Source organism: Ruminococcus sp. (assembly GCF_016283395.1).
This window is the reverse complement of sequence record NZ_JAEEMU010000035.1, coordinates 119,644-132,400: the sequence shown is the minus strand read 5'-3', so window position 1 is coordinate 132,400 and position 12,757 is coordinate 119,644. Positions and strand designations below refer to the sequence as shown.

Sequence of the window (12,757 nt, the reverse complement as noted above, 5' to 3'; positions counted from 1 at the left end):
TTTGTTTGAAGATATATCGAAAGTCGTACTGCTCAGCGATATGGACGGAACTCTCCTCAACTCGCAGAAGGAGATAACCGCTGCTGACAGAGCTGCAATTGAGTATTTCACGCAGCTGGGCGGACGCTTTACTGTGGCTACGGGACGTACAATACAGTCTTTCACGCAGTTCCGCAGCACACTCGGACTTAAATACCCTATCATAATGTATAACGGAGCGGCTATCTATGATTATGTCAGCGGAGAAACGCTCTATACCAAGCCTCTTACCCTTGCGGCTAAGGACTATACCCGCAAGCTCCTTGAGCTTATGCCGCAGGCTGGCGGAGAGGTGCTGAAAACAGACGGCACTTACGTTTTCAGTAATACGGATTATCAGCAGCTTCATACAAAGCTGTGCAATATCGTGCCGAATTATGCCGAGCTTGATGAAATATCCGACGGCGGCTGGCTGAAAGTGCTTTTCTCCCTTGCTCCCGAAGATGTTGACTATATGCAGATACTTACAGGGAAGCTTGACTTTGAGGACGTTGATTTCGTAAAGTCATCGGATATATTCCTTGAAATGCTCCCAAGCGGAGTAAGCAAGGGCTCGGCACTTAAAGAATACAGAAAGCTCAGGGGAATGGAGGGCTGCACCTTCGTTTCTGTCGGAGATTTCGACAACGATATAGAGATGATAGTCGAAGCCGATGTGGGAGCTTGCCCTGCAAATGCACAGGACAGCGTAAAGGAGAAGGCAGACCTCGTTTTAAAATGCACCAATGAAAACGGTGCGGTAGCTGAGCTTATAGACTACATAATCGAAAGGTGCAGCAAGTAGAACAATGAAAAAAAAGGCGGCAATAACAACATACATAATAATGATACTATTCATGGTCGGACTTCTGGCTATGCTGGTATACGGCACGCTCTACGGAAGAAGCTCGTCATCAACGGCTGACTTCACTATGAGCGATGTGGCAACTCTGGGACTGGCGATATGGGCGATACCTATGTGGATATCATCGCTCCTGCTTATGAAAGCATTAAGGCTCAGAGGTACTTTACATGAGAAGCAGAACAAGATGCTGATTGCATTTCCTGCCATAGCCTGTACGGGATTTCTCATATTTTATCTCATCGTACTTGTGATGATGATATTCTGATGAATATAAACCGCAAGAAAAGTCTTGCAATGATACAATTTTTGCGGTATAATAAATACATAGCTTTTATTGCAGGGGCGGGCGGCTGTCTGAATAATTAATAATTATTGCTATTGCTTTTTGTACCTGCGACAATAATATGAGCCAATGAAAAGTTAGGTACATGAGCAATATTAGGGGGCGACCGAGTCACCCGCCTTCTGCTGTCAAACAAATCACGGCGTATGCCGTTAAATAAAGATCATGGAGGTCAATATGGACGCAAATATCAAAAAAGAATTGCAGAAAACAGCCTGCAAGGTTAGAATGGGCGTTATCGAAGGCACATATAACGCTAAATCAGGTCATCCGGGCGGCTCGCTCTCGATAAGCGATACCCTGACTTACCTCTACTTCAACAAGATGAACAACGATCCTAAAAATCCTGACGCTCCCGACAGAGACCGTCTCGTACTCTCAAAGGGTCATACAGCTCCTGCTCTTTACTCTGTACTTGCACAGAAGGGCTATTTTTCTGTAGAAGAGCTCAAGTCTCTCCGCCACATCGGTGCGCTCTTACAGGGACATCCATGTATCCATATCCCAGGTGTTGATATGTCAAGCGGCTCACTCGGACAGGGAATCTCCGCTGCTTGCGGTATGGCTCTTGCCGGCAAGATCGATGGCAAGTCATATAAGGTATACACTATCCTCGGCGACGGCGAGATCGAAGAGGGTCAGGTATGGGAAGCAGCTATGTTTGCAGCTCACAAGAAGCTCACAAACCTCGTTGCTATAGTAGACAACAACGGACTTCAGATCGACGGTCCTATAACTGAGGTATGCTCACCTGAGCCTATCACAGATAAATTTGCAGCTTTCGGCTGGCACGTTATCACTATGGACGCTCACGACTTTGACGATATCGACAGAGCTTTCACAGAAGCTGAGTCAGTAAAGGACAAGCCTGTTGCTATCATTCAGAAGTCTGTAAAGGGCAAGGGCGTTTCATTCATGGAAAATCAGGTAGGCTGGCACGGTACAGCTCCTAACAAGGAACAGTACGATCAGGCAATGTCAGAGCTGAATGCGCAGTTAAAGGAATTGGAGGACTAATTATCATGGCAGATGTAATCAAAAAGGCTACCAGAGAAAGCTACGGCGAGGCTCTCAAGGAGTATGCCGAGGAATATAAGGATTTAGTAGTTCTCGATGCAGACCTTGCTGCTGCAACAAAGACAGGTATCTTCAAGAAGGCTTATCCCGATCGTTTCTTCGACTGCGGTATCGCAGAGGCTAACATGATGGGCGTTGCAGCAGGTCTTGCAGCATGCGGTAAAATACCTTTCGCAAGCACATTCGCAATGTTCGCAGCAGGAAGAGCTTTTGAAATAGTAAGAAACTCTATCGGTTATCCACACCTCAACGTAAAGATCGGCGCTACACACGCAGGTATATCTGTTGGTGAGGACGGTGCTACACATCAGTGCAACGAGGATATCGCTCTTATGAGAACTATCCCCGGCATGACTATCATCAATCCTTGTGATGATGTTGAAGCTAAGGCTGCTGTAAAGGCTGCTCTCGACTTCAACGGTCCTGTATATATGCGTTTCGGCAGACTTGCTGTTCCTGTTATAAATGACGCTGCAACTTACAAGTTTGAGCTTGGCAAGGGCGTTGTTATGAAGGACGGTAAGGACGTTACTATCGTTGCTACAGGTCTTATGGTAAATGAGGCTGTTGAAGCTGCAAAGACTCTCGAAGCTGAGGGTATCTCTGCAAGAGTAGTAAATATCCACACTATCAAGCCTCTTGATAAGGAGCTTATCTGCAAGTGCGCTAAGGAAACAGGTCTTATCGTAACTGCTGAAGAGCACAGCATCATCGGCGGTCTTGGTTCAGCAGTAGCTGAGGCAGTAACTTGCTGCTGTCCTGTTCCTGTTGTTAAGATCGGTGTAAACGACGAGTTCGGACATTCAGGTCCTGCTGTTGATCTTCTCAAGGAGTTCGGTCTTTCAGCTGAGAACATCGTTAAGACAGTAAAGGCTGCTCTTAAAAAGTAATATAACATTCATGATATGAAGAGCTCGCAAAGGCAATTACCTTTGCGGGCTTTTTTTGTATAAAAACGCCGTTTACTCCTGCTTTGTATTTCTTCACTCCTTTTTTATTGAGAAAAAGCTGATGTTGGATATAATAATAACTGTAAGATGAATACGGCAAAAGCCGCAGAGAATTAAAAACATATAATGAAAGGAAAAATTTAAAATGGACACAAAGTATAACGCAGCAGCACTTGCATTCGCACTTTTAGCAACTTCATCAGTTGCAATGAACGCAAGCACCACATCATCCACAGTTTTTACAGCTAAGGCAGTCGCAGCAGAAGAAAACGTCAATGCAGTAAATCCTGTTAAGAATGAATTTTACAGATTATTCCGTGTAAGAAAGACCTTTATAGCAACAAAGAACGGTATTGTATTAAAGCAGAATGCAGCAGCTCTTCCCAACCTCCCTAATAAGGTGTTCAAGGTATACAAGGTAGGCGAGACTGTAGCACTTAATAGTAAGGGCTATGACAAGTACGGATTTTACATCAAGCCACACCTCGATTGCCTTATTGCACTGAAAGCAGCAAAGTGATCTTAGTATTGAAAGGAGTATATAAAATGAAAAAGAATGTTATCGGTGCAGTTGCAGCACTTTCACTTTTAGCATCATCATATGCAGCAATGGTAAACACCCCATCAGATACAGCATTTACTGCCAAGGCAGCAAATGAAAACGTCATGCATGCAAATCTTCAGCTTTACGAGAAAGAAAAAGAAAAAGACTTCGTTGTATGGAACGGACAGTTTAAATTGAAGTTTTTTGGCGAAGGCAGAAGATTTGTCGGAAACGGAAAAACATTAGTCAAGGGCGATAAATTAAAAGTATACTATGCAAATCTTGACGGACTTGCACACGCTAACCCTAATTATATAGATAGAGAGAACATCTTCCTTGTTGTAAATGAAAAGACAAACCAGAAGAAAATATTCTTTAATGTGAAAGATCCAAAAGTTTACCAAGTATGATCTGAACTGATGTTACAGGATACCCCCCTTTTTGAATAAAATAGTAATAAGAAAAAGAGCATTGCAAGGTGCTCTTTTTTCTTTGATTTTTTTGAAGAAAATGCTTGACAAACGGAGAAATATATGATATAATAATCAAGCTGTGAAATAACAGTATCGTATTCTAAAGACAGCTGGCAGAGCGAAAGCTCAGTAAGTCCCGCCGAGGAATAGCAATTGATAGAATTATCATTGTCCATTCTGCGCTGTCGGAATGGGCTTTTTTATTGCTCTCTGAATACGATGAATTTCATTCGGAGGTGAATACAAACTATGCCAAGCAATGCTGTACTCGAAGCAAAGAAGGCTAAGGTCGAGAAACTCACCGAGGTCATCAAGAATTCCGTATCAGGCGTTCTCGTTGACTATAAGGGTATCACTGTTGAAGAGGATACTAAGCTCAGAAAAGAGCTCCGTGAGGCTGGCGTTAACTACTTTGTAGAAAAGAACACAATGCTTCTCCGTGCTTTCAAGGAATGCGGTATCGAGGGATTTGAAGAAGCTCTCAACGGTACAACTGCTCTTGCCGTTTCTAACGACGACCAGACAGCTCCTGCAAGAATCCTTGGTAAGTTCGCTGAGAAGGCCGGCGATGAGAAGTTCAATCTCAAGGCTGGCTACGTTGAAGGTGAGGTCTACGATCAGGCTGGAGTTGTTGCTCTTTCCAAGATCCCTTCAAAGGACACTCTTCTCGCACAGCTCGTTGGCTCTCTGCAGGGTCCCCTTCAGAAGCTGGCAGCTACACTCAACGCTGTTGCAGACAAGAAGAAGGAAGAAGAGGCTGCATAATAGCAGTAACATTCTTCATCACACATTTGCGGAGATATGCTCCGCAGCTTAACTCAGCCCAATAAGGGCAAATATAATTAAAGGAGATTATTATCATGGCTTCTGAGAAGATCACAAAATTTGTTGAAGATATCAAGACTCTTTCAGTTCTCGAGCTTTCTGAGCTTGTAGACGCAATCCAGGAAGAATTCGGCGTAACAGCTGCTATCGCTGCTGCTCCTGCTGCTGGCGGTGCTGCAGGCGGCGCTGCTGCTGCAAAGACAGAGTTCGACGTAATTCTTGCTTCATTCGGTGACGCTAAGATGGCTGTTATCAAGGTTGCTAAGGAAGTTCTCGGTCTTGGCCTTAAGGAGGCTAAGGAAGTAGTTGAGGCTGCTCCTAAGGCTCTCAAGGAAGGCGTTTCTGAGGCTGAGGCTAACGAGCTCAAGGCTAAGTTTGAAGAGGCTGGCGCTACAATCGAGATCAAGTAATTTATATTACTATCGAGCATCAAGGCTGTACCAATTGGTACAGCCTTTTGTTTATTGTGATGTTTTAAAAACTTCCAAATTATGCATAATGTATATTTTAAAACCAATTTGTTGACTTACACAGTAAAATATGCTATAATTACCTTGGGATATGTTTTCGCTTTCGTTTTGATAACGTTCGGCAATTGTGTTATTATGGAGGTATCATTATGAAAAAAACAGCTGCGATCCTGACTTCTTTAGTAATTGCAGGTCTATCATGTAATTCAACTGCTGCATCGGCAGCTACTTCTGAATTTATCGTGTCACCTGTATCGGACGAAACAGTAACCGCCTCGAATATGAGTACTTTTCCTTACGAGGTATTGAAAATTGTAAACAAAGAACGTGCAAGCAGAGGACTGCCTGCTTATAGAGTTATACCTGAGCTTATGAGGGCGGCAGATATACGCGCCAAGGAGACTGTAAAGTTATGGGATCATACTCGTCCTGACGGCAGAAACGGCCTTTCCGTAGTCGATGATCTTGGAATTGACTGGAACTATCTGGGCGAGAATATAGCTCAGGGTCAGACGACTCCTGAATCGGTAATGAACGGCTGGATGAATTCCAACGACCACAGAGCAAGTATACTGAGCACGAATTTCCAGTATATAGGCGTTGGCGTTGCTTATTCGGGCGGCAGATACTACTGGACACAGGTTTTCCTCGGCAGCTCGGCTAATTTCCCTGTGGCTTATTATCCAGAGCGCTTCGGCGATACAAATAATGACGGAAGAATCGACTCCGTTGACGCATCACTTGTGTTAAAGGAGTACGCTGCAACATCAGTAGGTAAGCCGTATACACTGAAATCCAGCGAAAGAGCACGTTCTATGGTGAACGGTGATAATATCGTTGACTCGGTAGATGCGTCCATAATACTTCGTATCTACGCTAAAAACTCAACATGATAAAAAGGCTGTACCATTATGGTACAGCCTTTTGTAATATCAAAGTGAAGAATGGAAAGTTCTTGAAATAACATCGTCCTGCTGCTCCTTTGTGAGCTTGACGAAGTTAACTGCGTAGCCCGAAACTCTTACGGTGAGCTGTGGGTACTTCTCAGGGTGAGCCTGAGCGTCAAGGAGTGTTTCCCGTGTGAAAACGTTTACATTGAGGTGATGTCCGCCCTTTTCAACGTAGCCGTCAAGTAATTCAATGAGGTTATCGACCTGTTTCTGGTTATCCATATATATCCTCCTTTTTTTAATTCGTAATTCTTAATTCATAATGCATAATTGTGGAGTTCGCTTTCACTCAAATATTCAAATATTATTCCGATCTGTCCCCGATAGGGGACACAATAATTATGAATTATGCATTCTGCATTATGAGTTGATCAATATTCGTCGTCTTCGTCAATGGCGTTCTCGGTGGGCTGACAGCAAGCACCCTTTGTGCCGCATATGTCGGTACTCTTTACGGTGTTGACTTTCAGTTCCGAGCCGTTTTCCGAGACTATATTCACATGACCGCTGCCCTGTTCCATGAGCTGATCAATAAGGTCTGCAAGCTCTGACGGATCATCGGTCTTGCCAAGCATATCGGGAGTTATCATTTTTCCTCTCCTCTGAGCTTATCAAGGTCAAGTTCTCCTGCGAATACCTCCATATCCTTGCCGAGGGCATTTGGCACTATGGAGAAGGTATTGGAGATACCGTCCTGTGCGTGTCTGAACGGAAGCTTTGCAACAGATGAAAGTGAAGCTACTGCACCGTGAGTATCTCTTCCGTGCATCGGGTTAGCTCCCGGAGCAAGCGGCACTCCCTGTTTACGTCCGTCAGGAGTATTACCGGTCTTTTTGCCGTATACAACGTTTGATGTGATTGTGAGGATAGACATTGTAGGTACGCCGTCACGGTAGGTGTGGTGCTTTCTTACACAGTCCATAAATCTGCGGACTACTTCAACAGCAAGCTTGTCTACACGGTCGTCATTATTGCCGTATTTCGGGAAGTCTCCCTCGATCTCGTAGTCAACGACAACGTTCTTTGCAACGCTTGTGACATTGCCTGCCTTGTCTTTTATTTCGATATCCTTGCGAATTGGCTTTACTTTAGCGTACTTAATAGCCGAAAGCGAGTCTGCAACGACTGAAAGTCCTGCGATACCTGTTGCGAAGTAACGCTTAACGTCTCTGTCGTGGAGAGCCATTTGCAGTCTCTCATAGCTGTACTTGTCGTGCATATAGTGGATAACGTTGAGGGTGTTGACGTAAAGTCCTGCCAGCCACTCCATCATATCCATGTACTTTTCCCATACGTCATCGAAGTTGAGGTACTCAGTGTCAACAGGTCTGAACTTAGGACCTACCTGGAGTCCGAGACGCTCGTCCACGCCGCCGTTTATTGCGTAGAGCAGACACTTTGCAAGGTTTGCTCTTGCGCCGAAGAACTGCATTTCCTTGCCCACTACCATTGATGATACGCAGCAGGCGATAGCGTAGTCGTCGCCGTGAATTACACGCATCATGTCGTCGTTCTCGTACTGTATAGATGATGTCTTGATTGACATTTTTGCGCAGTATTCCTTGAACTTTCTCGGCAGCTTTGTTGACCAGAGAATAGTCATGTTCGGCTCAGGAGCTGTTCCAAGGTTTTCAAGAGTGTGGAGATAACGGAAGCTGTTCTTTGTTACCATGTGGTTACCATCAACGCTTACGCCGCCGATAGACTCCGTTATCCATGTAGGATCGCCTGAGAAAAGTGAATTATACTCAGGAGTACGTGCGAACTTGACGATACGGAGCTTCATGATGAAGTGGTCGATGAGCTCCTGTGCCTGTTCCTCTGTGAGTATGCCTTTTTCAAGGTCACGCTGTATATAGATGTCAAGGAATGTGGAAGTACGTCCGAGAGACATTGCTGCACCGTTCTGCTCCTTGACTGCTGCAAGGTAGCCGAAGTAAAGCCACTGTACAGCCTCCTGCGCATTTGATGCAGGTCTTGAGATATCGAAGCCGTATATCTTGCCAAGCTCCTTGAGTTCGCCGAGAGCACGTACCTGTTCGGAAAGCTCCTCGCGGAGACGGATATTCTTGGAAGTCATTCTCACTAACGATGTCTCTATCTGGTGCTTCTTGTCCTCGATAAGGAGGTCGATACCGTAGAGTGCGACTCTTCTGTAATCGCCGATGATACGACCTCTGCCGTAAGCATCGGGAAGTCCTGTGAGGATAGCGGAATGACGTGCCAGTCTCATCTCGGGAGTATATGCATCAAATACCCCCTGATTGTGAGTCTTTCTGTACTTTGTGAAGATCTCAACTACCTCGGGATCTACTTCGTATCCGTATTCCTTGCAAGCCTGCTGAGCCATACGGATACCGCCGAAAGGCTGCAACGAACGCTTGAAAGGCTTGTCAGTCTGGATACCGACTATCTTTTCAAGATCCTTGTTGAGATATCCTGCTTTATGTGATGTAATTGTGGAAACGATCTTGGTGTCCATATCCAGAACACCTCCGGCTTCTCTTTCCTGTCGGGAAAGATCCATGACCTGCTCCCAGAGCTTTTTTGTTGCCTCTGTAGGTGGTGCGAGGAAGCTCTCGTCGCCATCGTAAGGAGTGTAGTTCTTCTTGATGAAGTCTCTAACGTTTACGGAAGTGGTGCTCCAGCGGCCTTCTTTGAAGCCGTCCCATTCCTTTGGCCATGTATTGATCATAACACATTACTCCTTTTAACATAAATATTATCCACTGATATATTATCACATTGATTAATTTTTGTCAATCTCTGTATATGTCCGTATGGGCTAAAAAACGGCGTTTTTGGTTTTATCAGATTACAAAACATCTTTCCGATGTGAAAACCGCCTTTTGACTTCATCGGTTTATTGAAGTGTTTGGGCGGTCGGGGCTTTTGGAATATAAAAATGTTGTGAACTTGTTAGGGCAATTTGTGCATTTGACAGATTTTGCAGTAAGAAACAGAGTTCCTTACGATATTACTTTTTCTTTTTAGCTTTTACAGCTTTTTGAGGCTTATTTTTCGGCTTCTTCACGGGCTTTTCATCAACGGGAGCTATACCGCGCTCGGCTTCTGCGCTTTCAAGCTTTTCAAAGGAGAGCTTATAAAGCGTTCCTGCAAGGGGAACACCTAAAAGCATTCCAAGGATACCGAAAAGTCCTCCGCCGATAGTAACTGCGGCAAGAGTCCAGATGCTGGGAAGTCCGACTGTTCCACCGACAACTTTTGGGTAGATGATGTTTCCCTCAAACTGCTGTAAGATCAGCAGGAAGATGATGAATATAAGTGCCTGCATGGGATTTTCCGTAAGGATAATGAACGCGCTCAGTCCTGCGCCTATGAATGCACCAACGATAGGGATAAATGCGGTAACTCCAACAAGAGTTCCCGACATAGCGGCGTATGGCAGCTTCAGGATCTTCATGCCGATGAAGCAGAGCGTTCCGAGGATTATAGCTTCTATGAACTGTCCCACAAAGAAGCTCTGGAAAGTCTCGTTTGCTGTCTGCATGAAGTGAGATGTTTTACGGTTTACACTCTCGCTGAACCATAAGCGTCTAAGACGGTTTATGTCGCGTATGAGCTTATCCTTGCGGAGAAGCATATATATTGCAAAGATTATACCAAGTACAAGGTTCGTCAAAGTTGAGGTCACTCCGCCTATTATTCCCCATGCTGAGGATAATATGCCTGCAACTCCCGAAGTAAGGACTTTCGACAGCTTACCTGCTATACTTGCCCAGTCGAATTCGAGATTTTCTATTTTTTTCTGTATTTCGGGGTATTCATTCAGCTTATCTGTAACATAGTCCTTTGCTTTGGTAAAAGCTGGCGGTATCTCATCGTAAAGTACGCCGAATGCCTTGACTATCTCGGGGACTATTATATAGCTTATGAGTATTATTGCCGCCACAGCTATCGTGAACGAAAGCACAAGGCAGATCGGACGGCGCGTTTTGACGACGAAAGGCGAATTGCTCTTGGGGAGATAATGCTTTTCAAAGGCTTTCATTACGATATTGAAGATATATGCTATGAAGAAGCCTATGAGCAATGGTTTGAGTGCTCCTAAAAGTATGGAAAGGAGCTTTGTAAATACGTAAAAATTCTGTACGATGACGCATACCATTACAGCAAGAAAAGCTATGAAGATATAGCGTCTGATCTCTTGTTTATTCATATCCGGCTGTAAAAAAGCCATATCCCTCCGATCTTATCTCTATAATCTCATTATACATTATATGCAGGCATATGTCACGGGGATAAATGTTAAATTTGTGTGAACATTTGCAGTACTTGACCGCAGGCATATTTCATGGTATAATATAATGTATAGATGTAAAACTGTTAATTATTTTATGTTATTATAATGAACGGAGGTATATATCATGCCAGGTTTAGACGACTACGCTCCTGCTGTCAGAAAGGTCATGACACTTTTCTATGTCATCGACACTTCGGGAAGTATGCAGGGCAGCAAGATAGGACAGGTAGAATCTGCTCTCGAAGAGGTAATGCAGACTTTACAGGAGATAAGCGATGAAAGCGATGACGCTGAGATAAAGATTGCGATCCTTGAATTTTCAACAGGTGCTTCATGGGTGACTCCCGAGCCTGTATCACCCGAGGGATACCGCTTCAAGACATTTGAAGCCTGCGGTGTTACAGACTTTGGTGCTGCCTGCAAGGAGCTTGATAAAAAGCTTTCAAGAAATGAGTTCCTGCAGACTGCCGCAGGTGCATATCCGCCTGTAATACTCCTTTTCAGTGACGGCGGTCCTACTGATAACTGGGAGAGCGGACTTGACGCACTCAAGAAGAACAACTGGTATAAGCGTTCAATAAAGATAGCATTTGCTATCGGCGATGATGCAGATAAGGACGTTCTTGCACGTTTTTCGGGAAGCTCTGAGACAGTCCTCGATGTAAAGAACAAGGATCAGCTCAGACTTATGATAGAAAAGGCAAGCGTTATCACAAGTGTTTTCGCAAGCCATTCAAGTACTGTTGACAGCGATACAGACCCTGTTGAGATATCAAAGAAACTGGCTGAGGACGTTCAGACTCAGACAAATGATGCTCTCAGCGATGCTAATACTGCCGACTGGGACGAATCCGACTGGTAAGGTGAGATTATGGAGAGATTTTCTTCCTTTGCTCAGACAAGTATCGGTGCATCGCACCTGAGCCGTGAGCTTATATGTCAGGACAGCTCTCTCTGCGGTGACTTTGAGAAATATTCATTTGCAGCAGCTGCTGACGGTCACGGAAGTCTCTGCTATCTGCGTACAGACAGGGGTTCGCGCTTTGCTGTTGACTGCGCTGCGGAATGTGTAAAGGAGTTCCTTGAAGGGATCGAAGATGCTGATGAGATACTGAAAGATGAACGTCAGCGCGAGCAGCTGTTCAATCAGCTCTGGCGCAGTATAATTGCACGCTGGCATGACCTTACGGAAAAGGATTTTCTTGATAATCCTTTCACCGAGGAGGAGCTTGACCGTATACCCGAAAAGTTCGCAGGTTATCGTACAAGATACGAGGCTGGCGACTACATAGGTGCTTACGGTACTACTCTTGTGTTTGCGGCAGTTACCGAGAATTATGCTTTCGGTGCGCAGATAGGCGACGGAAAGTGCGTGATAATCGACGGCGACAGCAATGTTTATGCTCCTATCCCCGAGGATCCGCGCTGTTATGATAACGTTACAACTTCTATGTGTCAGGACGATGCTGCACTTTCGGCAAGATTTTTCTATCTTCCAAAGGGGCTTATGCCTGCGGCTGTATTCCTCTGCACAGACGGAGTTGAGAATTCATACTGGAACGAGGAACAGCTTTTCGGCTTCTTCCGCGGACTTGCTCTTACTCTGGTGGAGAACGGCATGGAAGAGGGCATACGTCAGCTTGGCGAATTCCTGCCTGCTATGACACGCAAGGGCAGCGGTGACGATGTCAGCTGTTCTGGCATAATTGATATGAGAAGGCTTTGTGCCTGCTCGGACGGTATACGCGAGGACCTTGCGGCGGCAGTTCCTGTTGTTGATGAGAATGTCAACGATGAGGATATCGTCTATGTTGACGAGTCTCAGCCGCAGGTAGTTACAGATGCGGCGGCTGGTGATAATGCAGAAGCTGTTGAAGAACCGACAGATGAGCCTGCTAATGAGCAGTAAAATAGTTAGGATACAGGGACGACCTATGGTCGTCCTTTTTTATTTGTTAAAGTTAATGCGAAATGAATT

The 12,757-nt window shown here is 44.9% G+C and carries 15 protein-coding genes; 11 read left to right on the top strand and 4 right to left on the bottom strand.

Features of this window, described 5'->3' with window-relative positions; translation table 11 throughout:
- The first annotated feature begins 1 nt into the window (after position 1).
- The 9 genes from QZZ41_RS04785 to QZZ41_RS04745 all read left to right on the top strand — a co-directional run bounded on the left by QZZ41_RS04785 (position 2) and on the right by QZZ41_RS04745 (position 6,458).
- Positions 2–823, top strand: a complete 822-nt coding sequence (locus QZZ41_RS04785; protein WP_295068903.1) for a Cof-type HAD-IIB family hydrolase — start codon at positions 2–4, stop codon at positions 821–823.
- Between the two features lie 4 nt (positions 824–827).
- Complete coding sequence (locus QZZ41_RS04780; protein WP_295068900.1) at positions 828–1,148, top strand: hypothetical protein; 321 nt, start codon at positions 828–830, stop codon at positions 1,146–1,148.
- 255 nt (positions 1,149–1,403) lie between these two features.
- A complete protein-coding gene (locus QZZ41_RS04775) occupies positions 1,404–2,243 on the top strand; it encodes a transketolase (protein ID WP_028518669.1) in 840 nt (279 codons plus the stop codon).
- A gap of 5 nt (positions 2,244–2,248) precedes the next feature.
- Entirely contained in the window at positions 2,249–3,193 is a 945-nt protein-coding gene (locus QZZ41_RS04770; RefSeq protein WP_295068895.1) for a transketolase family protein, read from the top strand.
- Between the two features lie 205 nt (positions 3,194–3,398).
- Positions 3,399–3,773, top strand: coding sequence for a hypothetical protein (locus QZZ41_RS04765; RefSeq protein ID WP_295068892.1), 375 nt, complete (start codon positions 3,399–3,401; stop codon positions 3,771–3,773).
- A gap of 26 nt (positions 3,774–3,799) precedes the next feature.
- Complete coding sequence (locus QZZ41_RS04760) at positions 3,800–4,207, top strand: hypothetical protein (protein WP_295068889.1); 408 nt, start codon at positions 3,800–3,802, stop codon at positions 4,205–4,207.
- A gap of 312 nt (positions 4,208–4,519) precedes the next feature.
- Entirely contained in the window at positions 4,520–5,035 is a 516-nt protein-coding gene (gene rplJ / locus QZZ41_RS04755; protein WP_295068886.1) for a 50S ribosomal protein L10, read from the top strand.
- A gap of 95 nt (positions 5,036–5,130) precedes the next feature.
- The gene (rplL, locus tag QZZ41_RS04750; protein ID WP_295068883.1) at positions 5,131–5,505 is read left to right on the top strand and encodes a 50S ribosomal protein L7/L12; all 375 of its coding nucleotides are present in this window, start codon (positions 5,131–5,133) and stop codon (positions 5,503–5,505) included.
- Between the two features lie 209 nt (positions 5,506–5,714).
- Entirely contained in the window at positions 5,715–6,458 is a 744-nt protein-coding gene (locus tag QZZ41_RS04745) for a CAP domain-containing protein (protein WP_295068880.1), read from the top strand.
- 39 nt (positions 6,459–6,497) lie between these two features.
- Here the strand turns inward: QZZ41_RS04745 and grcA3 are convergent, their stop codons facing one another.
- The 4 genes from grcA3 to QZZ41_RS04725 form a co-directional block, all read right to left on the bottom strand.
- Complete coding sequence (gene grcA3 / locus QZZ41_RS04740) at positions 6,498–6,737, bottom strand: autonomous glycyl radical cofactor GrcA3 (RefSeq protein ID WP_019679089.1); 240 nt, start codon at positions 6,735–6,737, stop codon at positions 6,498–6,500.
- 149 nt (positions 6,738–6,886) lie between these two features.
- The gene (locus QZZ41_RS04735; RefSeq protein WP_295068877.1) at positions 6,887–7,105 is read right to left on the bottom strand and encodes a hypothetical protein; all 219 of its coding nucleotides are present in this window, start codon (positions 7,103–7,105) and stop codon (positions 6,887–6,889) included.
- Positions 7,102–9,210: a formate C-acetyltransferase gene (gene pflB, locus QZZ41_RS04730; protein ID WP_295068874.1), complete on the bottom strand. Its 2,109-nt coding sequence runs from the start codon at positions 9,208–9,210 to the stop codon at positions 7,102–7,104. The genes QZZ41_RS04735 and pflB overlap by 4 nt, the downstream gene beginning before the upstream one ends.
- Positions 9,211–9,492: 282 nt before the next feature.
- Positions 9,493–10,716, bottom strand: a complete 1,224-nt coding sequence (locus QZZ41_RS04725; protein WP_295068871.1) for an AI-2E family transporter — start codon at positions 10,714–10,716, stop codon at positions 9,493–9,495.
- 187 nt (positions 10,717–10,903) lie between these two features.
- Here QZZ41_RS04725 and QZZ41_RS04720 point away from each other — a divergent pair, with 187 nt between their 5' ends.
- Both QZZ41_RS04720 and QZZ41_RS04715 read left to right on the top strand, forming a co-directional pair.
- Complete coding sequence (locus tag QZZ41_RS04720) at positions 10,904–11,641, top strand: VWA domain-containing protein (RefSeq protein WP_295068869.1); 738 nt, start codon at positions 10,904–10,906, stop codon at positions 11,639–11,641.
- Positions 11,642–11,650: 9 nt separating this feature from the next.
- Complete coding sequence (locus QZZ41_RS04715) at positions 11,651–12,688, top strand: PP2C family serine/threonine-protein phosphatase (protein ID WP_295068868.1); 1,038 nt, start codon at positions 11,651–11,653, stop codon at positions 12,686–12,688.
- Positions 12,689–12,757: the final 69 nt, after the last annotated feature.

Coding starts and splice junctions, on each gene's coding strand:
- QZZ41_RS04735 (WP_295068877.1), bottom strand. CDS start 7,105: ATGATAACTCCCGATATGCTTGGCAAGACCGATGATCCGTCAGAGCTT.
- QZZ41_RS04770 (WP_295068895.1), top strand. CDS start 2,249: ATGGCAGATGTAATCAAAAAGGCTACCAGAGAAAGCTACGGCGAGGCT.
- rplJ (WP_295068886.1), top strand. CDS start 4,520: ATGCCAAGCAATGCTGTACTCGAAGCAAAGAAGGCTAAGGTCGAGAAA.
- pflB (WP_295068874.1), bottom strand. CDS start 9,210: ATGATCAATACATGGCCAAAGGAATGGGACGGCTTCAAAGAAGGCCGC.
- QZZ41_RS04720 (WP_295068869.1), top strand. CDS start 10,904: ATGCCAGGTTTAGACGACTACGCTCCTGCTGTCAGAAAGGTCATGACA.
- QZZ41_RS04765 (WP_295068892.1), top strand. CDS start 3,399: ATGGACACAAAGTATAACGCAGCAGCACTTGCATTCGCACTTTTAGCA.
- QZZ41_RS04715 (WP_295068868.1), top strand. CDS start 11,651: ATGGAGAGATTTTCTTCCTTTGCTCAGACAAGTATCGGTGCATCGCAC.
- QZZ41_RS04725 (WP_295068871.1), bottom strand. CDS start 10,716: ATGGCTTTTTTACAGCCGGATATGAATAAACAAGAGATCAGACGCTAT.
- QZZ41_RS04745 (WP_295068880.1), top strand. CDS start 5,715: ATGAAAAAAACAGCTGCGATCCTGACTTCTTTAGTAATTGCAGGTCTA.
- QZZ41_RS04775 (WP_028518669.1), top strand. CDS start 1,404: ATGGACGCAAATATCAAAAAAGAATTGCAGAAAACAGCCTGCAAGGTT.
- rplL (WP_295068883.1), top strand. CDS start 5,131: ATGGCTTCTGAGAAGATCACAAAATTTGTTGAAGATATCAAGACTCTT.
- grcA3 (WP_019679089.1), bottom strand. CDS start 6,737: ATGGATAACCAGAAACAGGTCGATAACCTCATTGAATTACTTGACGGC.
- QZZ41_RS04780 (WP_295068900.1), top strand. CDS start 828: ATGAAAAAAAAGGCGGCAATAACAACATACATAATAATGATACTATTC.
- QZZ41_RS04760 (WP_295068889.1), top strand. CDS start 3,800: ATGAAAAAGAATGTTATCGGTGCAGTTGCAGCACTTTCACTTTTAGCA.